This window comes from Aliivibrio kagoshimensis (genome assembly GCF_050337105.1).
In the GTDB taxonomy this organism is placed as follows: domain Bacteria; phylum Pseudomonadota; class Gammaproteobacteria; order Enterobacterales; family Vibrionaceae; genus Aliivibrio_A; species Aliivibrio_A kagoshimensis.
In genome coordinates this window covers 14,009-40,707 of sequence record NZ_JAKJSQ010000040.1, presented here as the reverse complement: position 1 = coordinate 40,707, position 26,699 = coordinate 14,009, and the positions used below count along the sequence as shown (strand labels likewise).

24 protein-coding genes are annotated in these 26,699 nt (G+C 42.1%); 14 read left to right on the top strand and 10 right to left on the bottom strand.

Annotation, left to right across the window (positions count from 1 at the left end; genetic code table 11):
• The first annotated feature begins 57 nt into the window (after window positions 1-57).
• Entirely contained in the window at window positions 58-1,347 is a 1,290-nt protein-coding gene (locus L4C32_RS13485) for a citrate synthase (protein WP_428197399.1), read from the top strand.
• A 69-nt stretch (window positions 1,348-1,416) separates the two neighbouring features.
• Here the strand turns inward: L4C32_RS13485 and L4C32_RS13480 are convergent, their stop codons facing one another.
• Window positions 1,417-2,172 (bottom strand): Nif3-like dinuclear metal center hexameric protein, encoded by a 756-nt coding sequence (locus L4C32_RS13480; protein WP_428197398.1) that lies wholly within the window; start codon window positions 2,170-2,172, stop codon window positions 1,417-1,419.
• Between the two features lie 143 nt (window positions 2,173-2,315).
• On the opposite strand from L4C32_RS13480, the gene L4C32_RS13475 reads away from it, so the two are divergent.
• Window positions 2,316-3,110 (top strand): DUF1853 family protein, encoded by a 795-nt coding sequence (locus L4C32_RS13475; protein ID WP_428197397.1) that lies wholly within the window; start codon window positions 2,316-2,318, stop codon window positions 3,108-3,110.
• Window positions 3,111-3,146: 36 nt separating this feature from the next.
• Here L4C32_RS13475 and pgm read toward each other — a convergent pair whose 3' ends face one another.
• Window positions 3,147-4,793 (bottom strand): phosphoglucomutase (alpha-D-glucose-1,6-bisphosphate-dependent), encoded by a 1,647-nt coding sequence (gene pgm / locus L4C32_RS13470; RefSeq protein WP_428197396.1) that lies wholly within the window; start codon window positions 4,791-4,793, stop codon window positions 3,147-3,149.
• Window positions 4,794-4,824: 31 nt separating this feature from the next.
• Window positions 4,825-5,403 (bottom strand): replication initiation negative regulator SeqA, encoded by a 579-nt coding sequence (seqA, locus tag L4C32_RS13465; protein ID WP_428197395.1) that lies wholly within the window; start codon window positions 5,401-5,403, stop codon window positions 4,825-4,827.
• Window positions 5,404-5,500: 97 nt separating this feature from the next.
• On the opposite strand from seqA, the gene L4C32_RS13460 reads away from it, so the two are divergent.
• From L4C32_RS13460 to fldA, 3 genes are all read left to right on the top strand, one after another.
• Window positions 5,501-6,262, top strand: a complete 762-nt coding sequence (locus L4C32_RS13460) for an alpha/beta fold hydrolase (protein ID WP_428197394.1) — start codon at window positions 5,501-5,503, stop codon at window positions 6,260-6,262.
• Between the two features lie 88 nt (window positions 6,263-6,350).
• Complete coding sequence (locus L4C32_RS13455; RefSeq protein WP_428197402.1) at window positions 6,351-6,572, top strand: DUF2788 domain-containing protein; 222 nt, start codon at window positions 6,351-6,353, stop codon at window positions 6,570-6,572.
• A gap of 89 nt (window positions 6,573-6,661) precedes the next feature.
• Entirely contained in the window at window positions 6,662-7,189 is a 528-nt protein-coding gene (gene fldA, locus L4C32_RS13450; protein ID WP_428197393.1) for a flavodoxin FldA, read from the top strand.
• Window positions 7,190-7,222: 33 nt separating this feature from the next.
• Here the strand turns inward: fldA and L4C32_RS13445 are convergent, their stop codons facing one another.
• The gene (locus tag L4C32_RS13445; protein WP_428197392.1) at window positions 7,223-7,711 is read right to left on the bottom strand and encodes a DUF4442 domain-containing protein; all 489 of its coding nucleotides are present in this window, start codon (window positions 7,709-7,711) and stop codon (window positions 7,223-7,225) included.
• Between the two features lie 177 nt (window positions 7,712-7,888).
• Here L4C32_RS13445 and fur point away from each other — a divergent pair, with 177 nt between their 5' ends.
• Window positions 7,889-8,335, top strand: coding sequence for a ferric iron uptake transcriptional regulator (gene fur, locus L4C32_RS13440; protein WP_428197391.1), 447 nt, complete (start codon window positions 7,889-7,891; stop codon window positions 8,333-8,335).
• Window positions 8,336-8,402: 67 nt separating this feature from the next.
• On the opposite strand, the gene glnS is transcribed toward fur, so the two are convergent.
• Both glnS and nagE read right to left on the bottom strand, forming a co-directional pair.
• Window positions 8,403-10,070, bottom strand: coding sequence for a glutamine--tRNA ligase (gene glnS, locus L4C32_RS13435; protein ID WP_428197390.1), 1,668 nt, complete (start codon window positions 10,068-10,070; stop codon window positions 8,403-8,405).
• A gap of 156 nt (window positions 10,071-10,226) precedes the next feature.
• Complete coding sequence (gene nagE / locus L4C32_RS13430) at window positions 10,227-11,783, bottom strand: N-acetylglucosamine-specific PTS transporter subunit IIBC (protein WP_428197389.1); 1,557 nt, start codon at window positions 11,781-11,783, stop codon at window positions 10,227-10,229.
• A gap of 265 nt (window positions 11,784-12,048) precedes the next feature.
• On the opposite strand from nagE, the gene nagB reads away from it, so the two are divergent.
• The 5 genes from nagB to asnB all read left to right on the top strand — a co-directional run bounded on the left by nagB (window position 12,049) and on the right by asnB (window position 18,771).
• On the top strand, window positions 12,049-12,849 hold the full coding sequence (gene nagB / locus L4C32_RS13425; protein WP_428197388.1) for a glucosamine-6-phosphate deaminase: 801 nt from the start codon (window positions 12,049-12,051) through the stop codon (window positions 12,847-12,849).
• 11 nt (window positions 12,850-12,860) lie between these two features.
• On the top strand, window positions 12,861-13,997 hold the full coding sequence (gene nagA, locus L4C32_RS13420) for an N-acetylglucosamine-6-phosphate deacetylase (RefSeq protein WP_428197387.1): 1,137 nt from the start codon (window positions 12,861-12,863) through the stop codon (window positions 13,995-13,997).
• Window positions 13,998-14,000: 3 nt separating this feature from the next.
• Entirely contained in the window at window positions 14,001-15,215 is a 1,215-nt protein-coding gene (gene nagC / locus L4C32_RS13415; protein WP_428197386.1) for a DNA-binding transcriptional regulator NagC, read from the top strand.
• Between the two features lie 108 nt (window positions 15,216-15,323).
• Complete coding sequence (locus L4C32_RS13410) at window positions 15,324-16,901, top strand: cation:proton antiporter domain-containing protein (RefSeq protein WP_428197385.1); 1,578 nt, start codon at window positions 15,324-15,326, stop codon at window positions 16,899-16,901.
• Window positions 16,902-17,106: 205 nt separating this feature from the next.
• Complete coding sequence (asnB, locus tag L4C32_RS13405; protein ID WP_428197384.1) at window positions 17,107-18,771, top strand: asparagine synthase B; 1,665 nt, start codon at window positions 17,107-17,109, stop codon at window positions 18,769-18,771.
• Window positions 18,772-18,837: 66 nt separating this feature from the next.
• Here the strand turns inward: asnB and rfaH are convergent, their stop codons facing one another.
• Entirely contained in the window at window positions 18,838-19,341 is a 504-nt protein-coding gene (gene rfaH, locus L4C32_RS13400; RefSeq protein ID WP_428197383.1) for a transcription/translation regulatory transformer protein RfaH, read from the bottom strand.
• 415 nt (window positions 19,342-19,756) lie between these two features.
• On the opposite strand from rfaH, the gene L4C32_RS13395 reads away from it, so the two are divergent.
• Entirely contained in the window at window positions 19,757-21,151 is a 1,395-nt protein-coding gene (locus L4C32_RS13395; RefSeq protein WP_428197382.1) for a peptide MFS transporter, read from the top strand.
• A 68-nt stretch (window positions 21,152-21,219) separates the two neighbouring features.
• On the opposite strand, the gene hemH is transcribed toward L4C32_RS13395, so the two are convergent.
• The 3 genes from hemH to htpG form a co-directional block, all read right to left on the bottom strand.
• Window positions 21,220-22,185, bottom strand: a complete 966-nt coding sequence (hemH, locus tag L4C32_RS13390; RefSeq protein ID WP_428197401.1) for a ferrochelatase — start codon at window positions 22,183-22,185, stop codon at window positions 21,220-21,222.
• A 91-nt stretch (window positions 22,186-22,276) separates the two neighbouring features.
• Window positions 22,277-22,921: an adenylate kinase gene (gene adk, locus L4C32_RS13385; RefSeq protein WP_428197381.1), complete on the bottom strand. Its 645-nt coding sequence runs from the start codon at window positions 22,919-22,921 to the stop codon at window positions 22,277-22,279.
• Between the two features lie 240 nt (window positions 22,922-23,161).
• On the bottom strand, window positions 23,162-25,060 hold the full coding sequence (gene htpG / locus L4C32_RS13380; protein WP_428197380.1) for a molecular chaperone HtpG: 1,899 nt from the start codon (window positions 25,058-25,060) through the stop codon (window positions 23,162-23,164).
• A 216-nt stretch (window positions 25,061-25,276) separates the two neighbouring features.
• On the opposite strand from htpG, the gene L4C32_RS13375 reads away from it, so the two are divergent.
• On the top strand, window positions 25,277-26,164 hold the full coding sequence (locus L4C32_RS13375; protein WP_428197379.1) for a winged helix-turn-helix domain-containing protein: 888 nt from the start codon (window positions 25,277-25,279) through the stop codon (window positions 26,162-26,164).
• The gene (locus L4C32_RS13370) at window positions 26,155-26,697 is read left to right on the top strand and encodes a regulatory protein ToxS (protein ID WP_428197378.1); all 543 of its coding nucleotides are present in this window, start codon (window positions 26,155-26,157) and stop codon (window positions 26,695-26,697) included. Before L4C32_RS13375 ends, L4C32_RS13370 begins: the two co-directional genes overlap by 10 nt.
• The last annotated feature ends 2 nt before the right edge of the window (window positions 26,698-26,699 follow it).

Here is a 26,699-nt window from a genome sequence, read left to right as displayed (position 1 = left end):
GGTACAAAGTTTGCACTCTCATATCCGGGATAGTTTATAAAAACAAAGGAGAATGTTATGGCTGATAAGAAAGCAACCCTTCATATTGAAGGTGAAGCTCCTATAGAATTGCCAATTATAAAGGGGGTTTTAGGTCACGAAGTGGTCGATGTTCGTAAATTAGGTGCGAATGGTTACTTTACGTTTGACCCTGGATTTCTTGCTACTGCCTCTTGTGAATCTCAGATTACTTATATCGACGGGGACAAAGGGATCCTACTTCACCGTGGATTTCCGATTGATCAGCTTGCTAACAACGCTGACTATTTAGAAGTATGTTACATCTTGCTATATGGCGTGCCGCCATCTAAAGCTGAATATGAAGAGTTTCAAACGACGGTAACTCGTCACACAATGGTTCATGAACAGATTGCGAGCTTCTTCCACGGTTTCCGACGTGACGCTCACCCAATGGCCGTTATGTGTGGAGTTGTTGGTGCATTAGCTGCCTTCTACCATGATTCACTAGATATCAATAATGACCAGCATCGTGAAATCACTGCATTCCGCTTGCTATCAAAAATGCCGACACTGTCAGCAATGTCTTACAAATATTCAATTGGTCAGCCGTTTATCTACCCACGAAATGACTTAACTTATGCTGAAAACTTTTTGCATATGATGTTTGCAACACCTTGTGAAGAGTATGTGGTAAACCCAATTGTCGGTCGTGCAATGGATAAGATTTTCACCCTGCATGCTGACCATGAACAGAATGCTTCAACCTCTACAGTACGTCTTGCTGGTTCGTCTGGTGCAAACCCATTTGCCTGTATTGCTGCAGGTATTGCTTCACTTTGGGGTCCTGCCCACGGCGGTGCCAACGAAGCTTGTTTACACATGCTTGAAGAGATTGGTTGTGTTGAGAATATTCCAGAGTATGTTCGACGCGCCAAGGACAAAAATGACCCATTCCGTTTAATGGGCTTTGGCCACCGCGTTTATAAAAACTATGACCCACGCGCAACAGTAATGCGTGAAACGTGTCATGAAGTACTCAAAGAGTTAGAGATCAACGATCCACTGCTAGATGTGGCGATGGAACTTGAGCGCATTGCTCTGTCTGACCCATATTTTGTTGAGAAGAAACTCTACCCTAACGTCGATTTTTACTCAGGTATTATCTTAAAAGCGATTAAGATCCCAGTGTCAATGTTTACTGTTATCTTTGCACTTTCTCGTACCATTGGCTGGATTGCTCACTGGAACGAAATGCACAACGATCCATTGAATCGAATTGGTCGCCCACGTCAGCTTTACACTGGTAAAACTCGTCAAGAGTTCAAACCAATGCACGAGCGCGAATAAGTTCCAAATCGAGACATTAGATAGATATAAGCCGCATAATCATGCGGCTTTTTTGTTGATGTTATCTGTCTATACTGGATTATCTATATCAATGAAGGTAACCGATACATCATGTTCAGTCGCTAGCCATTCACCTAAGGCTTTCACGCCATATCGCTCAGTTGCATGATGACCTGCAGCAAAATAGTGGATCCCTAGTTCTCGTGCCGAGTGAACCGTACGTTCAGAAATCTCACCCGAAATAAATGCATCAAGCCCCTTTTCAGCAGCTAGATCGATATAGTCTTGCCCCCCACCCGTACACCAACCAATACGAGTGATCATTGAACTGCCTGAATGGGCAATGTGTAAAGGTGCTCTGTTAAGCTCATTATCCAAACGAGCGGTTAACTCTTCACATGAGGTCGGTTGTTGAAATCGTCCCTGCATGGCAATTGATGGAGTACTCTCTTCTAAACCCTCAAGATCTATGATCCCCAAACGTGTCGCTAATTGAGCGTTATTACCTAAAGTTGGATGAATATCAAGTGGAAGATGATAAGCATAAAGATTAATATCATGCTCAATTAATGCTCGGATTCTGCGGTATTTCATCCCTTTTATCGGCTCAGATTCACCTTTCCAAAAGTAACCATGGTGAACCAATAATGCCTCTGCTTTTTCATCTATAGCACGGTCGATTAGATCTTGTGACGCCGTGACGCCAGTAATAATGGTGTTAACTTCTGCTGCCCCTTCAACCTGAAGTCCATTAGGGCAGTAGTCTTTAATAATCTGAGGCGTCAACAGTTGATTTAGTACGGTTTCTAATTGGTAATTGTTCATAATTGGCTTCTATGGTGGCGTTTTCTTCAGTGTAACTATTTTTATCTCGCTATCAATGGGGAACGGCTGTTTTTCTAGCAAGAGTGACAGGGTAAATGCAATGAGATACTCTCTTATCAACAACTCTCAACGTCGAGTCCTTAATGAAATCAACAGCCTCTCTTTTTGCGGATACTTCAAAGTATGCGGCCGATCTCGATTGGATTATTCACTCTCCCTCACTCTTTATCGATCCTATTGTTCTCAATGTCGGCAATTTGAACGGTATTCACTTTCAGCCCTTCATTTCAGGATCGTACGGGTTATCCAACCGCCTAGGTTTCTATTATCAATGGTTATGGAAACAAGTGATTGAGCAATCGGCTCACTATGATCTTATTGCGGAAGAGGTACAAATAAACCATGAAGGGCGTACTATTGGCGCTATTGATTTTATCCTTAGAGAACATGCCACACAGCAATTAGAGCATTGGGAAATTGCGGTCAAATTCTATCTCTTTTACCAAGGGCAGTGGTTAGGGCCAAACAACAGTGATCGTTTAGATCTAAAGATCGACAAAATGCTGAATCACCAATTAACACTCACCTCATCAGACGCATTTATCGCGCAAACTTGTTATACGGAAGCTATTAAGCCCAAAATGCTCGTACAAGGTAGGTTATACACCAACCCTTTCCTTGAAGAGCGACTACCAAGTCACTGCTGTGGTTTGGCTTTGAATAAAAAGACAATCACCGGGCAATGGTGTTTTGAGCATCAATATCCGTTAATTAATGAACCACTCTATTTATTAGATAAGTCACAATGGATGAGCGGCAAACCCTCCTTGTCTGAGAAGCCTTTTGAAATAGGTAAAATCAGTAGGACTGTGCATTTGCAATCTGAAAGTGGTGTCTTCTGGTTTATTGTTCCTAATGAATGGATCAACATAAATTAAACAAAAAAAAGCCAACCCTTAATGGTTGGCTGTTTGTTATAACCCTGCTTGCTCAAACACGCTATTCACCATAGTTTGAGCTTCTGCCTCTATTAAACGTAGGTGCTGTTCGTCTTTAAAGCTTTCACAATATATTTTATAAATATCTTCCGTTCCTGAAGGTCTTGCTGCAAACCAACCAAACTCAGTGCTCACTTTTAAACCTCCGATAGCGGCTCCATTTCCAGAGGCATGAGTTAACTTTTCAGTAATAGGATCGCCTGCTAATGTATCAGCGGTAACCATCTCAGCGTTAAGTGCTTTCAAGACTCTTTTTTGTTCGCTGTTTGCTACTGCCTGAACCCGGTTATAGTGAGAATCACCGTGTTTTTCAGCTAACTTATTATAATATTGTTGTGGATTAAGCCCAGTAACAGCGGTAATTTCTGCTGCCAATAAGCATAAAATAATGCCATCTTTATCCGTTGACCAAGGGGTTCCATCACTGCGTAAAAAAGAGGCACCTGCGCTCTCTTCACCACCAAAGCCTAACTCGCCACTAAAGAGACCATCAACAAACCATTTAAACCCAACAGGAACCTCGCACAATTCACGGCCAAGGTCCTTAACCACTTTATCGATGATCGCACTCGATACTAAGGTTTTACCAACCGCTACCGATGGCTTCCAGTTTGGGCGGTGCCTAAATAGGTAATCAATACATACGGCTAAATAGTGGTTCGGATTCATCAAGCCTGAAGGTGTGACAATGCCATGTCGATCATAGTCAGGGTCGTTACCAAAAGCCAAATCATACTGATCTTTTAAGGATAACAGGCCTGACATCGCATACTCAGATGAGCAATCCATCCGAATCACTCCATCTTTATCTAATGACATAAACTGAAAAGTCGGGTCAACGACGTCACTCACTAAAGTCAAGTCTAATGAGAAGTGTTGTGCTATTTGTCGCCAATACTCAATACCTGCACCACCAAGTGGATCAACACCTAACGTCAAGTTAGCTTTTTGTATCGCTTCAATATCAATCACATGTTTCAGATCATCGATGTAAGGCGTGACTAGATCAAGCTCTGTCACTAAATCACTGGCCATCGCCGTTACAATATCAATTCGTTTCACATCAGCCAAATCACCAGCGATCAGTTCATTCGCGCGATCTTCAATGATGGTTGTCAACTCCCCTTCGGCTGGGCCACCATGGCTAGGGTTATATTTGATGCCACCATCTTGTGGAGGATTATGCGATGGCGTGATCACAATACCATCCGCACATTCAGTATGAGTACGGTTATGGCACAAGATTGCATGTGATATGCCAGGGGTTGGTGTGTAACCGTTCCCTTTTTGAATGATCACCTTGACGCCATTCGCCACTAACACCTCAAGCGTAGAGGTGAATGCTGGCTCAGATAAGGCATGCGTATCTTTACCAAGAAACAGAGGCCCCGTTAACCCACGATCATGTCTTAACTCCGCAACCGCTTGAGCAATAGCCCAAATGTGGTGTTGATTGAAAGTGCATTTATTCGCGCTCCCCCGGTGACCAGAAGTACCGAACTGAACACGTTGTGCACGATCTGTTGCGTCGGGGTTCAATAAGAAATAGTTAGAGACTAGAGAAGGGATATTACAGAGATCTTGTTGCAGCACTTTCTGCCCAGCGCGGGGATGAATGGCCATTTTATAGTCCTTAATAAAAAAAACGCCGCAATTAAATTGCGACGATTACTTTTTCGATTAGGTCAGAGTTAAAGCTCATCTTAGTCATAAGCTGATCGACCATCTGACGTTTTCGCCCAGTATTGGTGTTAGTGATGACCCAAAACGGGGTATTTGGAATAGATTTTGGTTTCGTTGTTTTGCCACTCTCTAACAGAGTATCAATATTATCGGCAAAATAGAGACGTGTTCTTCCTTTCACTTCCGTTGCTTCAGAGAAACCCTGCGGGTCTATTCGATACAACTCAGATAAAACCATCATAAAACGACCGATTGCTTTATCTTGAGCGGCGAATTCATCGGAAATTAACAGAGAACGAACTTCATGCACTCGGTTCAGGTTCTCTGAATGAACGGGATCTTTGCTAACCGAGATCCCAGCACGAGGATCTTCAATGGCAGTAACCGCTGTCTCAACAATCACATTCGATGACTTAGCAGCAGTAAGCTTAGCGTCATCTTTAGACTCTAGCAGTAAGCGCCTTAAAATATCGGATGCACTCTCACCAATGTGCTGAGTCTGGCTTGCTATATAACGATATAGCTCTTCATCTAGCTCAATTTTCTTCATCGTGTCGTTTTTTTCATCAATTAGTCAATCACCAAAAGATTATACATAGATATCTGGTTATACTCTACGGCAAACCTAACAGTATAAAGAGAAAAACGTGCTTTTAAATTACAAACAACAGGGAAATGGCCCAACGATCGTTTTAATACATGGACTGTTTGGCAGTTTGGATAATTTGGGAGCTTTAGCACGCCATCTCGAGAAAACGTATCAGGTCATTAGTGTTGATCTACGTAACCACGGTCGCTCATTCCACTCCAATGAGGTGACGTATGACCTTATGGCTGCCGATATTGAAGCACTAATGATAGAGCTTGAAGTAACCAACTACTCAGTGATAGGTCACTCAATGGGTGGAAAAGTGGCCATGACACTTGCCGCTTCAAAGCACAACCACATTGAACGAATTGCTATTTTAGATATGGCGCCTGTTGACTATCATACTCGTCGACATGAAAGCGTCTTTGCAGGACTAAAGAGCGTCGCAGCGGCACAACCCATTGACCGATCTGAAGCGCTATCGCTATTGAGAGAACATATTGTCGAACCTGGTGTAATCCAATTCTTGAATAAGTCTCTATACAGAGGGAAAACCCACTATCAACTGCGTTTTAATATTGATGCGCTCTACGAGCAGTATGACAATATCATTGGATGGAATGAACTTGCACCCAATCACTGTCCAATTCTGTTTATTAAAGGGCAGAACTCTGAATACATCATTGCAGACTATCAACCACAGATTTTAAAACAATTCCCTCAGGCCAAAGCACATATGGTTGCGAATACGGGACATTGGTTACACGCTGAAAAGCCCGAGACCATCAATCGAATTGTAGAACGTTTTTTACAAAAATAGCCGCTTTAACTCAATGCTTTCGGTTTCAATTAACTTTGCTAATCAACCTATGCTATAGTGCGTCGATAGCAACACTGAAGGACGAATGATGTTATATGAAAACTTCGCCTTACTTGAAAAGATAGGGCTAGATTTATTGTTTGCTTCAATATTCTTTTTTATTGGAATGGCAATAAAAGATGTATTAAAACAAGGAAATGTTCCAGTTTTTGGCCGTAGAATTGTTTGGTTAGTGCTTTTTTTAGGTTGTGCGGGTTTTATTGCAAAAGGCATTATTCAAGTGAGTTGGGAAAGTTCAGGACTCTCTTAATACTCAGCAAAAGCATATAAATAGATTTCGACTCTATTTTAATTTTGAACAGTACAATGTGTACCACTAGATAATAGGTAATCTTCAATATGGCAAGCGTAGGACTCTTCTTCGGTAGTGACACAGGTAATACCGAAGCTATCGCAAAGATGATTCAGAAACAACTCGGCAAGCAGCTGGTTCAGGTTCAAGATATTGCTAAAAGCAGCAAAGAGGAGATCGATAACTTTGATCTACTTCTGCTTGGTATTCCAACTTGGTATTACGGTGAAGCTCAGTGTGATTGGGATGACTTTTTCCCTGAATTAGAAGCGATTGATTTCTCTACCAAGCTTGTTGCTATTTTTGGTTGTGGCGACCAAGAAGATTACGCTGAATACTTTTGTGATGCGATGGGCACGGTTCGTGATATCGTTGAAGCACGCGGTGCAACCATTGTCGGCCACATGTCGACAGAAGGTTTTGAGTTTGAAGCGTCTAAAGCGCTGGTTGATGACAATCACTTTATCGGACTCTGTATTGATGAAGATCGTCAACCTGAGTTAACTGAAGAGCGTGTTAGCAACTGGGTTAAGCAGATCCACGAAGAGATGTGTTTATCTGAACTTGAAGACTAGCCGCCACAGTCACACCAAACGCAAAAACGCACTTTATAGTGCGTTTTTTAGTTCTTCACTACGAAACTGTGGTTTTTTACGAATATACAGTGTCCGCTTAATTCTAGCCACTACCACCCCTTTCTTATCAAGCACTTCGGTCTCAAATTGGGGGAAATACTTGTCTCCCGACTCCGTGTTAGCATATATCTGATTCAACACCTCTTCAGAGATAACAAACTCCGCAGAGAGAATCGAAAAGCCAGGTTTAATAAATTCAATTTCTGCTTTGCTGTCCCACACATAGTATTTTTCTCGTAAAATGCCCATCAGCATTAAAGAGAAAATGGGATCGGTCATCGAAAAAATGCTACCACCATATTGGCTGCGGTTAGCATTTTTATTCCACCATCGGTGCTTTAACCTTACGCTTACACATTGAAAATCATCACTTATTGATGTTATTGATATTCCAGCGCCCCAAAACGGTGGCCAGAGGTTTAACGCGTTTTTTACAATTTTAGGCTTATATACTCTATACACTGCATATCCATATGAATAACTGGTCGGACAACCATGTTGCACTAACAAGATAACAAAGATCAACCTCTATTTTTTAGTGTCCTTACGCATTTCATGGTTTATTGTTTATCTTTGCTGTCTTATAATCATGAATATATATTCCTCCATTTCTGGTTGGAGCAAAGATAGGGAACACTGATGTCAGACAACAATCAAGCACTTAAACAAGCGGGCTTAAAAGTCACTCTTCCTCGTTTAAAAATACTTGAGATTTTCCAACAGCCTGACTGTCAACATATCAGTGCAGAAGATCTGTATAAAAAACTGCTCGATCTAGGCGAAGAAATTGGCCTTGCGACGGTATATAGAGTCCTGAATCAATTTGATGATGCAGGCATTGTTACTCGTCACCACTTTGAAGGCGGAAAGTCTGTATTTGAATTGGCTTCACAGCATCACCATGATCACCTTGTCTGTTTAGATTGTGGCAAAGTGATTGAGTTTACTGATGAGCTTATTGAAGAGCGCCAAACTAGCATTGCAAAAAGCTACAACGTCAAACTGACGAATCACAGCTTATATCTCTATGGACACTGCATTGATGGCAGCTGTGCTGACAATAAAGACGCGCATAACATCCGCTAACGTTTATTGATTTCAAAAAAAACCAGCTTCATTTTCAGCTGGTTTTTTATTATCAGTAACTTAACATCTAGTCGCCAATTTTAGCCCAAGTGTCACGCAAGCCTACCGTTCGGTTAAATACCAGAGCTTCAGAGGTTGAGTCTTTATTGTCAACACAGAAGTAACCAGTACGTTCAAACTGATAACCTACTTCTGCCTGAGCAGACTGCAGACTTGGTTCAACAATACCCTGTGAGATAAGAAGAGACTCTGGATTTAATACCGTTGAGAAGTCATCTTCAGCGCTTGGGTTTGGCACAGTAAACAGGCGGTCATAGAGACGAATCTCTGCAGCGACACCCTTATTAGCCGATACCCAATGAATAACCCCCTTCACCTTACGTCCATCTTCTGGGTTTTTGCCCAGCGTTTGTGGGTCATAGGTACAGTAAATGGTGGTGATATTATCCGCGTCATCTTTCTCGACACGAACGGCTTTAATCACATAAGAGCCTCGTAAACGTACTTCTTTATCAAGAACTAAACGCTTAAATTTCTTATTTGCCTCTTCACGGAAATCTTCACGCTCGATATAGATTTCACGAGTAAATGGCACTTCACGCTCACCCATTTCAGGTTTATTTGGGTGATTCTTGATGTTCAGCGTTTCGACCTTATCCACTTCAAAGTTCTCAATAATCACTTTGATTGGATCCAGAACAGCCATTGCACGTGGTGCATTTTCATTTAAGTCATCACGAATACAAGACTCAAGCGAGCCCATTTCAATGGTGTTCTCTTGTTTAGTTACCCCAATACGCTTACAGAATTCACGAATCGACGCAGAAGTAAATCCACGACGGCGCAGACCGGAAATAGTAGGCATACGTGGATCATCCCAACCATTAACCAACTTTTCAGTCACCAGTTGGTTGAGTTTACGCTTAGACATCAAGGTGTACTCAAGGTTTAAACGACTGAACTCATACTGATGAGGCTGGCAATCAATGGTAATGTTCTCAAGAACCCAATCATACAAACGACGATTATCTTGGAACTCCAACGTACAAATAGAGTGAGTAATGCCTTCAATTGCATCTGAAATACAGTGGGTAAAATCATACATCGGGTAGATGCACCACTTATCACCGGTCTGGTGGTGCGAAGCAAAACGTACTCGGTATAACACCGGGTCACGTAATACCATGAATGAAGAGCTCATATTTATCTTAGCTCGAAGGCAAGCCGTGCCCTCTTTAAATTCACCACTGCGCATCTTTTCAAACAGTGCTAGGTTCTCTTCAACACTGCGATCTCGGTAAGGGCTGTTCTTACCCGCTTCGTTAAGCGTACCGCGATAGGCACGAATATCATCAGCACTCAGCTCTTCAACATACGCCAGACCTTTGCTGATCAATTCCACCGCATAGCTGTGCAACTGATCAAAATAGTTTGATGAGTAGCGAATTTCTCCAGCCCACTCAAAACCAAGCCATTTAACGTCATTCATAATGGAATCAACGTATTCGATATCCTCTTTTTCAGGATTCGTATCATCAAAACGAAGGTTGCACAAACCTTGATAATCTTGAGCAATACCGAAATTTAAGCAGATAGATTTTGCATGCCCGATATGCAGATAGCCGTTAGGTTCCGGCGGAAAACGGGTCTGTACGCTTGAATGTTTGCCGTCAGCAAGATCTTTGTCGATGATCTGGCGAATAAAATTGGACGGACGAGTCTCAGACTCACTCATCGATAACACCTCATGGTTTGATACGTTTTTAATAGAATATTGCCCACTATGATCCACGATTATGACGATGGACACAATAAGTAGATGAAAAAAAACGCTCCCCTTTCTGCATAGAGAAAGAGGAGCGAATATTTTCGTTATTTTAGTCGGTGATGACTAAGGAAGTTTTACTTCTGTCAGGTCCTCTGTAGCAGGGATATTTTTCATCTCTCCCGCTACGATTTCTGCTAGAGGCCCAAGGATAACTTGTAAGTTGTTATCACCCAGTTTCACTACACCTTTTGCACCAAGACGTTTTAGTACTGCTTCATCAACTACTGAGCGATCTTTCAGTGTTAAACGTAAGCGAGTAATACACGCATCGATTGTTGTCAGGTTATCGTGTCCACCTAATGCTTTTAGATATTGGCGAGCTTGCTCACCACTCTCTACAGGTTCATTACTTGCTACCGCTTCGTCATCATCTTCACGACCCGGTGATTTCAGGTTGAAAGCACGGATTGCGAAACTAAAGGTGAAGAAGTATAGCGCACCAAAACCAAGTCCAATAAGTAGCAAGGTAACTGGTTTCGTTGCTAGACCCCAGTTCAATACAAAGTCAATCAAACCTGCAGAGAAACCGAAACCGTGCAATGTGCCAAACATGTTTGCCACGACTAATGACAGCCCTGTAAATACAGCGTGCATTGCATATAGTGCAGGAGCAAGGAATACAAACATGAACTCTAGAGGCTCTGTGATACCCGTTAGGAATGAACAGAATGCAACAGAGAACAGCGCACCACCCACTTGGCTGCGTTTTTCAGCAGGAGCAGCAAGGTACATAGCAAGCGCAGCGCCTGGTAGACCAAACATCATGACTGGGTAGAAACCGTTCATGAATACGCCAGCACTCTTATCACCACCGAAGAAGCGGTGTAGGTCGCCAGATTTAACAGTATCTGTGATACCCGTGACTACTGCATTGATTTCTGGTGTTACTGCGTTTTTAAATTCAAACAGGTGAGTTTGACCAACAACCAGAGACTTAGCAATTGTCGGGTCAACACAAAGCTGTGTTGCACCGTTCAGCAGTGTAACCGCTTCAACGTTAACAATTTGACACGTACCCATACCGAACCAGAAGTAAGAGTTAAGTACATGGTGAAGACCCACTGGGATAAGCCCACGGTTAAGTACACCGTATGCGAACTGACCAACAGCACCAGAAGACGAGACTGCGTGAGCAAAAGCATCTAGTCCATCTTGAATCACCGGCCAAACGATACCAGCAACGGCACCAGCCGCTAGAGCAAACAGACCCGCCATGATAGGAACTAGGCGTTTACCTGAGAAGAATGCCAACCACTCAGGAAGTCGAGTCGTATGGAATTTGTTGTACGAGTGACCCGCAATGATACCGGCGATAATACCACCGAAGAATGACATATTAACGGCTTCGTTTACTGAGCTTGCAGCAGCAGTTAGAACGAAATAAGCAACCGCCCCGGCTAACCCAGCAGCACCAGCACCATCTTTTGAGAGACCGATAGCAATACCCAGTCCAAATAGCAGTGGAAGCTGACTAAAAATTGCGTTACCAGCACTTGCCATAAAGTTGATGTCTAGCAGGTCAGGTTGACCCAAACGTAACAGTAGTGCAGCAACAGGTAGTGTTGCAATAGGTAGCATTAATGCTTTACCTAATTTTTGCATGTATCCTAATATATTCACCTTCAAGTTCCCCCTTTAAGGATTTTTAAATAAAGCGATTTTTCTATTTGAACCACTTTTTTCGCTTGTCGTATTTAACAATTCAATTCTATGTCATTAAATTCGCCCCGCAAATTAAATGACAACTAAATGTGACTCAAGTCACCTTGATGATGCTTATTTAAACTATTTTGCTAGCTAGATCATAAAACTTATTTTATCATTCGAATTAATGCTTTTAAGTAGACGCTTTCATTATTCGAAAATTCATAGATAGAGGTGCCCTGTGCGATTAATCCCACTCAACCAAGCAAACGAAGTCGGCCTATGGTCAGCGCGTCATATTGTCAACCGCATCAACGCTTTCAGCCCTACTGAGGAGCGCCCCTTTGTTCTTGGTTTGCCCACTGGTGGTACACCTTTAAACACTTACAAACAACTTATTAAACTTCATAAATCTGGTGAAGTAAGTTTTAAACACGTTGTGACCTTCAATATGGATGAGTACATAGGTATTCCTCAAAATCACCCTGAGTCTTACCACACATTCATGCACGAAAACTTCTTCAATCACATCGATATTCAACCAGAAAACATCAACTTACTGGACGGTAACGCTGTGGATAATGACATTGAATGTCAGCGTTATGAAGACAAAATAAAATCTTATGGCCGTATTAACCTCTTCATGGGAGGGGTCGGTAATGATGGTCACATCGCTTTTAATGAACCGGCCTCTTCGTTAGCTTCTCGTACTCGAATCAAAACACTGACTGAAGATACTCGTATCGCCAATTCACGCTTTTTTGGTGGTGATATGGAGCAAGTGCCTAAGTACTCACTCACTATAGGTGTCGGAACTTTACTCGATTCAGCGGAGATTATGATCTTAGTCACCGGACATAACAAAGCACTTGCACTACAAGCTGCAGTCGAAGGTTCTGTGAACCATATGTGGACAATTTCAGCGCTTCAACTTCACCCAAAATCTATGATTGTTTGTGATGAGCCTTCAACCCAAGAGTTAAAAGTCAAAACAGTGAAATACTTTAAAGAACTTGAGAAAGACAACATCAAAGAGTTATAACAGGAGCCATCATGTACGCGCTAACCAACTGTACAATTTTTACCGGTAGCGACGTGCTGGTCGATCACGCTGTCATTATTGATGGCGTGACTATTCACTCAGTCTGTTCTACAGCTGAGTTACCAGCAGGTATTCACACTCGCGACCTCGATGGTGCTAATCTAAGCGCCGGATTTATTGACCTACAACTTAATGGCTGTGGTGGAGTGATGCTAAACGACAGTGTCTCAATCGATACACTGCAAACCATGCATTTAGCTAACCTTCGCTCTGGCTGCACGAGCTTTCTTCCTACCCTCATCACCTCATCAGATGAGGAGATGAAAGAGGCATTAAAAGTAGCTCGCCAATACCATGAGCAATACTATAATCAATCTCTAGGTTTACACCTTGAAGGGCCTTACCTGAATGTCAAAAGAAAAGGCATTCATAGTGTCGATTTCATTCGCCATTCAGATGACGAAATGATTGATCTTATTTGTGCCAATAGCGATATTGTGGCCAAGGTAACTTTAGCTCCTGAGCTTAATGCGTCTCAGCATATCGAGCGTCTTCATCAAGCGGGTATTGTCGTATCAATTGGGCACACAGCAGCAACCTACCAGCAGGCTCGAAAAGGATTTGAATCTGGCATTACTTTTGCCACTCATTTATTCAATGCAATGACCCCCATGGAAGGTCGAGAACCAGGGGTTGTCGGGGCGATTTACGACACCCCTGAAGTCTATGCGGGTGTGATTGCTGATGGGTTTCATGTCGACTATGCAAATATTCGAATTGCGCATAAAATTAAAGGTGAAAAGCTCGTATTAGTGACCGATGCCACAGCTCCAGCAGGCGCTAACATGGAATACTTTATTTTTGTGGGTAAAAAAGTATATTACAAAGATGGAAAGTGTGTGGATGAGAATGGCACACTTGGCGGTTCAGCACTCACTATGATCGAAGCCGTTCAAAACAGTGTTGAACACGTTGGAATCGCTTTAGATGAAGCTCTACGTATGGCTACTTTATACCCAGCCCGAGCAATTGGAATGGACAGTAAACTTGGCCGCATTAAAAAGAGCTGGGTAGCAAACCTAGCTATTTTTGATCGTGACTTCAATGTAAAAGCGACTGTTGTTAATGGACAATACGAGCAAAATTAAACTATGACTGGCGGACAAATTGGTAATGTAGATCTAGTAAAGCAACTGAACAGCGCAGCTGTTTATCGACTAATCGACTTACAAGGGCCAATATCCCGAATACAAGTTGCCGATGTGAGTCAACTCGCACCAGCAAGTGTTACAAAGATAACCCGTCAGCTTCTTGAGCGCGGCCTGATTAAAGAGGTGGCGCAACAAGCTTCAACGGGAGGGCGTCGTGCTATCTCTCTTACCACAGAGACCGCCCCTTTCCACTCAGTTGCAATTGGTTTAGGTCGTGACTATATCCAAACCAGTCTTTATGACTTGAGCGGCATGCAGTTAGCTCACACTTATCAACCTTTTCTCTATCAAGATCAACAGCAACTCCTTGATGGATTAATTGCCCATACCCAAAAATTTCTTGCCGATAACCATACTAAAGTTAAAAACCTCATTGCCATTGGTGTCACTCTACCCGGTTTGGTCAATCCAGAAACAGGGGTTGTAGAATACATGCCAAATATCAACGTAGAAAAATTAGGGTTGGCTGATGTCATCCGTGATAATTTCCATGTTGAATGTTTTGTCGGTAATGATGTGAGAGGCATGGCTCTGGCTGAACACTATTTTGGGGCCAGTAAAGATTGTAAAGATTCAATATTAGTCAGTGTGCATCGTGGTACGGGTGCCGGCATTATCGTTAACGGAAAAGTCTTTTTAGGCTTTAACCGCAACGTTGGTGAAATTGGTCATATTCAAATTGATGCTATCGGTGATAAGTGCCAGTGTGGCAATTTTGGCTGTTTGGAAACTGTTGCCTCCAACCCTGCCATTATTAATCGGATTAATAAGTTAATTGAACAAGGGTACAAAACCTCGCTATCCTCTGTTGATACTATTGATATGACTGCGATCTGTAATGCCGCCAATCGAGGTGACGAACTCGCAACCCAAACCTTAACCCGAGTGGGCAACCATCTAGGTAAAGCGATTGCAATGACAGTGAATATGTTCAATCCTCAAAAAATAGTCATTGCTGGAGACATTACTCAATCCAAAGAGATCGTTTTTCATGCAGTACAAAACTGTATCGATAACCAAACACTCTCAGCCTTCCACACCAATCTGCCGATCGTTGCATCACGACTCTATAAAGAGCCAACCATGGGTGCTTTTTCGATGATTAAACGAGCCATGCTTAACGGTATTTTGTTACAAAAATTGTTGGATCATTAAACGCCTTTCACACTTTACAATCTACAAAGTCTATTCACATCTCAAGCTGTACTGTAAAGTATGGCTTGATTTCATTAAAATTATTAAACGTTGTAGAGAATTATCTGTATGGAACTGTTTTTCCTTATTGCTGCATTTGTCACCGGCTTTTTAGCCTTAAAGTGTAAGCTTCCACCTTTAGTTGGCTTCTTAGTTGCGGGTTTTGCACTGCATGCTTTTGGGTTTAACTCATCAGACACTTTAGTCACCTTTGCCGATTTAGGTGTCACCTTACTACTCTTTACCATCGGCCTAAAACTGAATATAAAAACCCTACTCGCTAAAGAGATTTGGGCCAGTGCAACGATTCACAATTTACTCTCTACCGCCTTTTTTTTCGTTGCCCTATTAAGCTTTAAAATCCTTGGCATCACCATGATGGCTGACTTACATGTTGGTCAACTACTGTTGCTAGGCTTCTCCCTCTCCTTCTCCAGTACCGTCTTTGCGGTAAAATCTCTGCAAGAAAAAGGGGAAATGAATGCGACCTATGGCAGTATCGCAATAGGTATTTTGGTCATGCAGGATATCTTTGCAGTGATCTTTTTGACCGTATCGACAGGAAAAACACCTGAATTAACCGCCCTTATTCTCTTTACTCTTCCACTGTTTAGACCAATTTTTTATAAACTTCTAGATTGGGTTGGTCATGGAGAAATGCTGGTATTATATGGCATCTTTATCGCATTAATTGCCGGAGCGGGTCTGTTTGAGCTTGTTGGAATGAAACCCGATCTCGGAGCATTAGTGCTTGGCATGTTACTAGCCGGACACAGTAAGGCTTCTGAACTGTCAAAATCCCTGTTTAATTTGAAAGAGATGTTTCTGGTCTGCTTCTTCTTGAATATTGGTTTATCTGCGACTCCGACACTCTCTGGCTTCATAATGGCCATTATTTTATTGCTGCTACTGCCGATAAAAGGGGTCCTCTACTACCTAGTACTGAATGGCTTTAAATTTAGAGTTCGTACCTCACTTCTCACCTCATTAACATTATTTAATTACAGTGAGTTTGGTCTTATCGTCGGCGGCTTAGCCTATAAGCTTGGTTGGTTACCTGCTGACTCTTTAGTCGCCATCGCCATGGCCGTGTCTCTCTCCTTTATTCTCTCCGCGCCGTTAAACCGATTTGGTCATGAGATCTATCTAAAATCTATGAACTGGTTAAAAGAGCAATCGGATGAGAAGCTCAATGCTAAAGATCAGCGTATCTGCTCAGGGAGCTCCTCCATTCTTATTTTAGGCATGGGTCGAATCGGAACAGGCGCTTATGATGAATTACAAAAACAGTATGGCGATACCATATTGGGCATTGAGTTAGTAGAAAGTGCTGCAATACGCCATAGAGACGAAGGAAGAAATGTCATCAGTGGCGACGCGACTGACCCTGACTTCTGGGAACGAATGATCGATACCTCCAAAATAAAGATCATACTGCTGTCAATGCCAAACCATAAAGGTAACGAGTTCGCGCTGGAGCTACTCAATAAACATAACTACCAAGGTCAAATTGCTGCTATTGCCTCTTACCCCGATCAGGTTGAAGCGCTTAAAGAGCAAGGGGTTGATGCTGCGTTTAACATCTACAATGAAGCGGGGATCGGTTTTGCTCGACACGTAACGGAACACCTTAACCCTAAACTGTAGGTATTCTGATTATTTACCGCTCACTGTTTAAATACTGACCGCGATTAGATGCTATCTTTTAAAGTGGCACTTTTTTTAGATATAATCTAATTGCAACATGATTCATTAATTTAATTGTTAACTTCCTATTGCTTTTCCTATCGATACTGTCAAATTGGAGTCATAGATTTGATTTAGATTAACCAAAGTTTCATGAGGGATTTTTATGTGTTCAATATTTGGCATCCTAGATATAAAAAGTGATGCAGCACCACTTCGCACGTCGGCATTAGAGATGTCTAAAAAACTAAGACATCGTGGCCCAGACTGGTCTGGTATCTACTCTTCTGAGCATGCGATCTTAGCTCATGAACGTCTTGCCATTGTTGGTCTCAACAGCGGTGCGCAACCTCTTTACAGCCAAGATAAAAAGCACGTATTAGCAGTTAATGGTGAAATCTACAACCATAAAGAGCTTCGCGCAGAGCTTGAAAGCGATTATCAATTTCAGACAGATTCTGACTGTGAAATCATTCTCGCCCTATATCGAGAAAAAGGCGCTGCACTTTTAGAAGATTTAAACGGTATCTTTGCCTTTATTCTTTACGATGAAGAGACCAATGAATTCTTAATTGGCCGAGACCATATCGGTATTATCCCGATGTACCATGGTCATGATGAACATGGAAACTATTACGTCGCTTCTGAAATGAAAGCCTTGACGCCAGTATGTAAAACAATCAGTGAATTTCCTCCAGGTCACTTCCATTCAAGTAAACAAGATGAACCGACTCGATACTATGTTCGTGATTGGATGGAGTACAACGCAGTCAAAGGTAACCTCACTAGTAAAGAGGATCTTACTCAAGCTCTTGAAGATGCCATTAAGCGTCAGTTGATGACGGATGTGCCATACGGTGTTTTATTATCCGGTGGACTGGACTCCTCGATTACCTCTGCTGTCGCTAAACGTTTTGCGGCAAAGCGTATTGAGGATGATGAGCAATCTGCTGCATGGTGGCCTCAACTTCACTCTTTTGCTATTGGCCTTGAAGGGGCGCCGGATTTGATTGCAGCAAGAGAAGTTGCTGACAAGTTAGGTACTGTTCACCACGAAATGACCTATACCATTCAAGAAGGGTTAGATGCGATTCGTGATGTTATTTACCATATTGAAACGTACGATGTCACTACTATCCGTGCTTCTACCCCTATGTTTTTGCTAGGCCGAAAAATCAAAGCGATGGGCATCAAAATGGTGCTATCTGGAGAAGGGGCGGATGAGATATTTGGCGGATATTTATACTTCCATAAAGCGCCAAATACCAAAGAGTTCCACGAAGAGACAGTGCGTAAGCTTCTCGCCTTAAACATGTTTGATTGTGCTCGTGCTAACAAATCGCTTGCGGCATGGGGCGTAGAAGGTCGCGTACCTTTCTTAGATAAAGAGTTTATTGACGTTGCAATGCGCCTAAACCCTGCTGATAAGATGTGTGGTAATGGAAAGATGGAAAAACACATTCTGCGTGAGTGTTTTGAGCACTATCTTCCAGAGTCTATCGCATGGCGTCAAAAAGAGCAGTTCTCTGATGGCGTCGGTTATAGCTGGATCGACACCCTAAGAGAAACTGCCGAAGCTAAAGTGACAGATAAGCAGATGGAGAGCGCAAAATTCCGCTTCCCTTACAACACCCCAACCACTAAAGAGGGGTATGTATACCGCGAAATCTTTGCTGAGTTGTTCCCATTAGAAGATGCAGCGAAATGTGTACCTGGTGGTCCATCTGTAGCGTGTTCATCAGCCAAAGCTATTGAGTGGGATGAATCATTTAAAAACAGCGTGGATCCTTCTGGTAGAGCGGTAAAAGCGGTACATAACGAAGCGTACTAAACTCTTTTGCAGTAGTGAGATCAAAAAAGGCATCCCTCGGGATGCCTTTTCTCTCTCTGGGTAAGACTACTTATCAAAATCGATATTGGTATTCTCAATCACCACTTCTACTTTTTGACTGATCAATTTAATCAACAAAATTGAACGCACTTCACCATCAGCCTCTTTATAAACCGCTTCAACATTGGCGTAAGGGCCACTTTTGATTACCACTTCTTGCCCTTCAATCGGTAATAAGTCAACGATTTCATCATGCGCTTTTAACTGCTCTATCTGTTTCAACGATTCTATTAATTGCTCGTCGATAACTCGAGGAACTGCTCCAATGCGCACAAAATCACTGACACCGCGGGTAGAGCGTACCGTCGTATAGCTAGGTCCAAGGTCGACATCAAAATGGATAAAGACATAACAAGGAAAAAGAGGCTCTTTCACTCTGCTCTTTTTTCCTCTTACTAACTTATCCACTTCAATTTCAGGAAAGTAGCACTCTACTTCTTGGTTCTCTAAATGCATCACAGCCCGACGCTGATCCCCTCGTTTGCAATAGAGTAAATACCAACATTTCATTTGTAATCTGACTCCGATAATACGGGTTAATTCTATGCGTAATCCTAACAGCTTCAAACCGAGATAAAAACTGCCTAAACGCCACTCATTCAACATTCAGCTAAAAAACAGGTTACCAAATGTTAAATTGTAAAAATCTYTAATAAATAAATATTTCAGAGTTTAATTTCACGCACAACCAAAAAGAACAGAGTATTAAACTGAAAATTTGCTTATTTTTAGGCTCAAACTAAAGAAACCACAAAAAATCAGGAGTAACCTATTTTGTCGGAAATTCATACATAACCCCGCATATCAGCACCTTACAATGTAGCGTAAAAGTAACAAAATATGGGTTGTTTGCAGACTTATAATCCACAGAGTATAACTAAATGCACATTTATATCGAAAAAATACGCAATTCATAGAGAGTAATATGCCAAATCAATCATCGACATTACTGGGGCATCCTAAGGGATTGTTTCTTCTATTTGGAACGGAACTTTGGGAGCGTTTCTCCTATTATGCGATGAGAGCCATCTTAGTCCTCTACCTGACAGATAAAACAATCAATGGTGGCATGGGGTGGACGACAGCGGAAGCTCTTAATTTATACGGTATTTATACTGGTCTTGTTTATATTACCCCTCTGATTGGGGGTTGGCTTGCGGATAACTTCTTAGGCCAGAGAAAATCACTGATTATCGGTGGTGCTCTTATGGCTATTGGACAGTTCATTCTTGCAATGCCGAACCATGTTCTTCCTTTGGAGCCTGTTTACGCCTTCTACTTAGGTCTGGCCTTTATTATTGTCGGTAACGGTCTATTTAAGCCAAATGTTTCGAGCATGGTTGGCGATCTGTATCAAGAGGGGGATAACCGTCGAGATGGCGCCTTTACCATCTTCTATATGGGTATTAACATCGGTGCCCTACTTGCTGGTGTAATTACAGGCCTTGTTACGGGCGATATGGGGTGGAAAGCAGGCTTTGCGACAGCAGGTGTTGGCATGATATTCAGTCTTATTATCCAAATGACGCTAGCTCAGCGCTACCTCGGTAATATTGGCAAAACGCCTGCTGCCCACCGAGCGCTGCATAAAGGTAATTCAAAGGACAAGCAGCCTTTAACTAAAATTGAAGTTGACCGCCTTAAAGTCATTATGATCATGGGCCTTTTTGTGGTGGTATTTTGGGCAGGTTTTGAACAGGCTGGCGGGTTGATGAATATCTTCTCTCAACAATACACTGACCGTATGGTTGGCAACTTTGAAGTGCCAGCAGCATGGTTCCAATCACTGAATCCATTTTTTATCATTACTCTTGCACCTATTATGGCTGCTATCTGGGTAAAAATGGGCCCTAAAGAGCCGGGCTCCCCTATCAAGTTTGCGATGGCACTGTTTTTCCTCGCCATTGGTTTTTTATGCATGGTGGGCGCTGTTCATCAACAAGGTGGTGACTTAGCCGTTAAAACCTCAATGATGTGGTTAGTTGGGGCTTACTTTTTCCATACACTGGGAGAGTTATGTCTATCCCCTATCGGTTTATCTATGGTCACAAAACTGGCACCACTTCGTTTAGCATCTTTGATGATGGGGGTATGGTTTGGCTTTAATGCGGTGTCAAACTATGTGGCAGGACTGATTGGATCACATGTAGGCAGTTTGGGTGCCATGCAAATCTTTGCTGGTATCGCAATTACTGCAACCATTGCTGGCGTCATCTTATTAATCTGCTCAGGTACCCTAATCAAATGGATGCACGGAGCAGAAAATGGCCTCCACATCGTTGATGATGAGAGTCCAGAAGGGGCAGTTGCCACACAATAGGCATAAGCACTTTAGGATTGTAAGCAAAAAAATGGCCAACTCATTGTTGGCCTTTGTTTACTCTTACTTTACGCTTTAATATAGGGCTGAACTAATTCTGCCATCATTATTATATGTTCGCTGTTGTCATTTAAACAAGGGATGTATCGGTACTCTTCCCCTCCAGCTTCTTGATAAATATCTCGGCACTCTACGGTCAGCTCTTCTAGCGTTTCCAAGCAATCAACAGAGAAAGCAGGGCTAATGATATCTAAACGTTTAACACCTCTGTTAGGAAGATCAACTAACTCATCACTGGTATAAGGCTTTAACCACTCTTCTTTACCAAAACGGGACTGATAACTCAATCCAATCTCCTTCGGTGTTAATTTTAGCTCAGCCGCGAGCAACTGAGTGGTTACTTCACAGTGTTCTGCGTAAATATCGCCGTTATCTACCAATCTTTTAGGGATACCATGATATGAGCAGAGCAGATAATCAGCACGGCCATGTTGTTGCCAATGAGCTCTTATCGATTGTGCTAACGCTAAAATATAGAGAGGTGATTGATAGTAATCACGAATAAAACTTAACGACGGCAATACCATCTTCTGTTTTAGTTCCGCAGCAACTCTATCAAATACAGCTGCGGTCGTTGTACTCGAGTATTGAGGGTATAAGGGTAGAACAACAATATGTTGACAGCCTCGCTCTTGCAGTTGCTCAATACCGCTTATGAGAGAAGGCGATCCATACGTCATGCCTAACTCAACCGGAACATCAATCAACGACTCAAGCTGAGCTTGTTGCCGCTGTGAGTAAACCAATAGAGGTGACCCTTCATCCATCCAGATGCTTTGGTAGAGTTTGGCGACTTTCGGGCTACGTAGAGGAAGAATCACGCCATTAAGTAACGGATACCAAAGTGCGGTTGGAATGCTCACGACTCGTTTATCGCTTAAAAACTCCTTAAGAAAAGCTTTCACACCCTGCGAGGTCGCGCTGTTTGGTGTCCCTAAGTTCACCAACAACACACCTGTTTGTTTATTGTTCACGCTCATTAACTGTCTTCCAATACATATCTTTAAATAAAAAAGGCGACCAATAGGTCGCCTCTAACTATATAGAAATAGGAGTTAAAGTCACTTATGAGAGTGCTTTTTCTAGATCCGAACTAACTTCAGCAACCGCTTTAGTCCCATCAAATTTCAGATAGGTCGTGTTACCCGCAGCCGCTTCTTTACCATAGTATTCTATCAGTGGTGAAGTCTGCTCATGGTAAACCCCTAAACGCGCTAATACTGTTTCTGCTTTATCGTCATCACGAACCACAAGATCTTCGCCCGTCTCATCATCTTTGCCTTCAACTTTAGGCGGATTAAACGTAACGTGGTAAGTACGACCAGATGGTAGGTGAGCACGACGCCCAGACATACGCTCAACAATCACGTCGTCAGATACATCAAATTCAATCACGTAATCGACAGCAACACCAATCTCTTTAAGACCATCAGCTTGCGGAAGAGTGCGCGGGAAACCGTCTAACAGAAAGCCTTTCTCACAATCGTCTTGAGCAATACGCTCTTTTACAAGGCCAAGAATGATATCGTCAGACACTAACTGGCCCGCATCGATAACGGCTTTTGCTTGCTTACCCATCTCAGTACCGGCTTTGATTGCAGCACGTAGCATGTCGCCAGTGGAAATTTGTGGGATACCAAATTTGTCCATGATGAACTGAGCTTGTGTACCTTTACCAGCGCCTGGAGCACCTAGAAGAATGATGCGCATTCTTTTCCCCTTTAAATATGAATAGATGTTATACCGAACGTCACACATTCAAATGCAATGATTATTGGCATATAAATTTCGGTATAAGAGTCGAAGTGAAATTAATTCACAGAACCATACACGGAACCGTGAACGCTATCAAGCTCGACATATCAATAGAGACAGTCGAGCTTGATAGTATTGTTTATCAAAAAAGCAGTTGAGTCGATTATACCTTAGTCAACCACCTTTGAGGTTTGATTATTTTGCAAGCAGTTGGTTAATTGCACCCAAGAACTGTGAAGGATCCTCTAAAGAACCTTTCTCAGCCAGCATCGCCTGACCCAATAACATCTCAGCCCAACGACCAAATGCTTCTTCATCCGTTTCATCTGCCATCGCTTTCACTAAAGCGTGCTCTGGGTTAATTTCAAAGATGTACTGTACTTCTGGAGCCGCTTGACCCGCTGCTTCCAACAACTTAGCCATTTGAGTGCCCATCTCATTCTCATCCGTCACAACTACAGCAGGTGTCGTGGCTAATTTAAAGGTGGTACGCACCTCTTTTACTCGGCTTCCTAAATAAGCTTTTGTTCTTTCAACGACCGAAGCAAACTCTTCTTCTTTCTCTTTCTGCTTCTCTTTATCTTCTTCGTTTTCAAACTTGCTTAAATCAAGATCTGCCTTCGTAATTGATTGGAATTGTTTCCCATCAAACTCAGTTAAGTAGTTCATCAACCACTCATCAATGCGATCATACATTAATACTACTTCAATCCCTTTCGCTTTAAACTGCTCAAGGTGAGGGCTGTTTTTCGCGGCGGCATAGCTGTCAGCAGTTAAGAAAAATATTTTATCTTGATCCTCTTTCATACGTTCAACATAACTTGCTAAACCAACACTTTGCTCTGCTGAATCGCTATGAGTTGAAGCAAAGCGCAGTAGGTTCGCCACTTTATCTTTATTGGCAAAGTCTTCTGCTGGCCCCTCTTTTAATACCTGGCCAAACTCTTTCCAAAATGAAAGATATTTTTCATCGTCATTTTTAGCAAGACGCTCAAGCAGAGTCAGGACACGTTTAGTACACGCATTACGTAAAGATTGCGTCACTTTGTTATCTTGTAAGATTTCACGAGAAACGTTTAATGGTAGATCATTCGAGTCAATCAAACCGCGTGCAAAACGAAGATAGCTAGGCATAAACTGCTCTGCATCATCCATAATGAACACACGTTGAACAAACAGTTTTAGGCCACTTTTATGGTCACGGTTCATCATATCCCATGGTGCTTTAGCTGGGATATACAGTAGGCTTGTGTAGTCGTTTTTACCTTCTACGCGGTTATGGCTCCAGACTAAAGGGTCAGAGTAGTCACCAGAGACGTGTTTATAGAACTCTTTATACTCCTCTTCAGAGATATCAGACTTATTACGTGTCCAAAGCGCTTGGGCTTTATTTATTTGATCCCACTTGCCCTCTTTATCATTCCCCTCTTCATCTTTTTCAATGCTCCAGATAGAAACAGGGATTCCGATGTGATCAGAATATTTACTGATCACCTCTTTAAGACGCCACTCATTTAAGAACTCTTTACCTTCATCACGCATATGAAGGGTAATTTCAGTACCACGTGATGCTTTAGTGATATCTTCAATTTCGTAATCGCCTTCACCCGCAGAATGCCATTGCACACCTTGCTCAGCAGGAAGACCGGCAGCACGTGTTTTTACTGTTACCGCATCAGCAACAATAAATGCTGAATAGAAACCAACACCAAACTGACCGATCAGCTGTGAATCTTTAGTTTCATCATTTGATAATTTTGAGAAAAACTCTGCGGTACCAGATTTTGCAATCGTACCAAGATGCTCAATAACATCATCACGGCTCATACCGATACCGTTATCGATCAACGTTAATGTATTGTTCTCTTCATTGAACGTGATTTTCACGCCTAAATCTGCATCACCTTCATAAAGGTCACCATTGGATAGCGCCTGAAAACGTAACTTATCTGAAGCATCCGAAGCATTTGAAATAAGTTCACGCAAGAATATCTCTTTGTTTGAGTACAAAGAGTGGATCATGAGATGCAGAAGCTGTTTCACTTCTGATTGAAAACCACGTGTCTCTTTATTATTTGTTTGTTGCTCGCTCATTTTAACTCCGACATTAATTCATTTACCTGTTACCTAAGTAGATTAGGCCGAAACATTTTTTTTCAAGAGCAATCAGTTAAATCAATGATTTTTTATTTTTTTTGATATAATGTGATCCAGATTTAGTGACTTTTATAGTTTTTGAACATGGAATGTGACTCTATTTCTTCGCTTCAGTATCCAATTTAGCTACATTATTATTGAGTACAAAAAATAATGAATAATGCAATTCCAAAGATAATGCTTGGTCAACGGTTTATTTTTAACCCGACAGACAATAGCCTTGTTGATGAGTTAAATGATAGTCACTATGCGAGACTAGGCACCAACGAGAGTCGTGTTCTTAGTCTAATGATTAAAGAAGCGGGTAATACTGTTAGTCGCGACCAACTGCATGAGTATGTGTGGCGTGACCAAGGTTTTGAAGTTGATGACTCAAGCCTTACTCAAGCCATATCTACCCTACGAAAAATGCTTAATGACTCGACCAAGTCGCCTGTGTTTATCAAAACGGTACCTAAAAGAGGCTATCAATTTATCGCAACAGTGAAAACACTCACTTCTGACGTTGAATTGACTGACTCTATCTATGCCATCTCCACAAAAAAAGAGTCTCTTATCCAACAATCGGCGGTAACGAGTGAACCTGTTGAGGAGAGTATTAAGGTAACCAACCAAAGTGCAGAGCCGATTCAAGTAACAGCATCGAGTAAGCCAATTGAACCAATAAGTGCACCAAAAAAGCACCCATCGCCAATAAGATGGTTGATGTTAATTGCCGCACTCATTCTGCCTTTCATCGCTTACAGCTCATTAAGCCCAAAATCCTCCGCCTTTGTTCAGGTCGCTCAGTATGATCAAACACCGATTTTAGTCCCAATGAATCATCCTGATATTGCTAATTGGAAACCTCTGATTGAGCGCTGTGTGATTCGTTATAATCAGGTGCATACTGGCACAATGAAACCGATAGAAGTGATTGCGACCAGTGGGCAGGGGGAGCAATTAATTCTCAATTATATCCACACTCTCAAGCACTCAAGTGAAAGTATCACCGTGAGATTACTCATTGACCAAGTTAAAGTGGATAAAGTATGCAGCTAAATAAACAACACAGCTTGAATATAAAAAAACATCTCGCACTTATCATTCTACTGTTATCAGCAGCTCTTAGTGCTTGGTTATATTGGAGCAGTGATTTTAAAACCACTCAGCTATTAACCTCCCAGAAATGGGAGTCAAACATGACCACTCGTATCAATACAACGTTAAATATTCTTAGCAACCTGAAACGAGCTGACATCAATAGCAACGTGGTGTATCACCCAAATGGAAAATACTCCAAAGACAGCATCATTAAGTTGTACTCAGAAGATGGACAAACCATCCCTTCAGAGATTCACATCAATGAGTCAGGGAAGTGGAGTTTTAGTGGCCAATATCTGATTATCAATCCGGTTGATTTCAGCGATGTAACTGCCAATGCTACTCGTGAGTTCAGTAAAGAACAGATCACTGAAATGATGAAGATTTTTAAAATGCAAGCAGAACGGACCCAACGCGTTGATATTATCAATAACAAAACGCTGCTGCTCACCAGTTTAAATAACGGCTCTGCAATCCTCTTTACTCACTGATA

Coding starts and splice junctions, on each gene's coding strand:
- L4C32_RS13480 (WP_428197398.1), bottom strand. CDS start 2,172: ATGAACAATTACCAATTAGAAACCGTACTAAATCAACTGTTGACGCCT.
- rfaH (WP_428197383.1), bottom strand. CDS start 19,341: ATGAAATGTTGGTATTTACTCTATTGCAAACGAGGGGATCAGCGTCGG.
- L4C32_RS13395 (WP_428197382.1), top strand. CDS start 19,757: ATGCCAAATCAATCATCGACATTACTGGGGCATCCTAAGGGATTGTTT.
- nagA (WP_428197387.1), top strand. CDS start 12,861: ATGTACGCGCTAACCAACTGTACAATTTTTACCGGTAGCGACGTGCTG.
- L4C32_RS13455 (WP_428197402.1), top strand. CDS start 6,351: ATGTTATATGAAAACTTCGCCTTACTTGAAAAGATAGGGCTAGATTTA.
- L4C32_RS13375 (WP_428197379.1), top strand. CDS start 25,277: ATGAATAATGCAATTCCAAAGATAATGCTTGGTCAACGGTTTATTTTT.
- pgm (WP_428197396.1), bottom strand. CDS start 4,793: ATGGCCATTCATCCCCGCGCTGGGCAGAAAGTGCTGCAACAAGATCTC.
- L4C32_RS13475 (WP_428197397.1), top strand. CDS start 2,316: ATGAAATCAACAGCCTCTCTTTTTGCGGATACTTCAAAGTATGCGGCC.
- L4C32_RS13485 (WP_428197399.1), top strand. CDS start 58: ATGGCTGATAAGAAAGCAACCCTTCATATTGAAGGTGAAGCTCCTATA.
- L4C32_RS13370 (WP_428197378.1), top strand. CDS start 26,155: ATGCAGCTAAATAAACAACACAGCTTGAATATAAAAAAACATCTCGCA.
- asnB (WP_428197384.1), top strand. CDS start 17,107: ATGTGTTCAATATTTGGCATCCTAGATATAAAAAGTGATGCAGCACCA.
- htpG (WP_428197380.1), bottom strand. CDS start 25,060: ATGAGCGAGCAACAAACAAATAATAAAGAGACACGTGGTTTTCAATCA.
- adk (WP_428197381.1), bottom strand. CDS start 22,921: ATGCGCATCATTCTTCTAGGTGCTCCAGGCGCTGGTAAAGGTACACAA.
- nagC (WP_428197386.1), top strand. CDS start 14,001: ATGACTGGCGGACAAATTGGTAATGTAGATCTAGTAAAGCAACTGAAC.
- fldA (WP_428197393.1), top strand. CDS start 6,662: ATGGCAAGCGTAGGACTCTTCTTCGGTAGTGACACAGGTAATACCGAA.
- fur (WP_428197391.1), top strand. CDS start 7,889: ATGTCAGACAACAATCAAGCACTTAAACAAGCGGGCTTAAAAGTCACT.
- glnS (WP_428197390.1), bottom strand. CDS start 10,070: ATGAGTGAGTCTGAGACTCGTCCGTCCAATTTTATTCGCCAGATCATC.
- seqA (WP_428197395.1), bottom strand. CDS start 5,403: ATGAAGAAAATTGAGCTAGATGAAGAGCTATATCGTTATATAGCAAGC.
- L4C32_RS13410 (WP_428197385.1), top strand. CDS start 15,324: ATGGAACTGTTTTTCCTTATTGCTGCATTTGTCACCGGCTTTTTAGCC.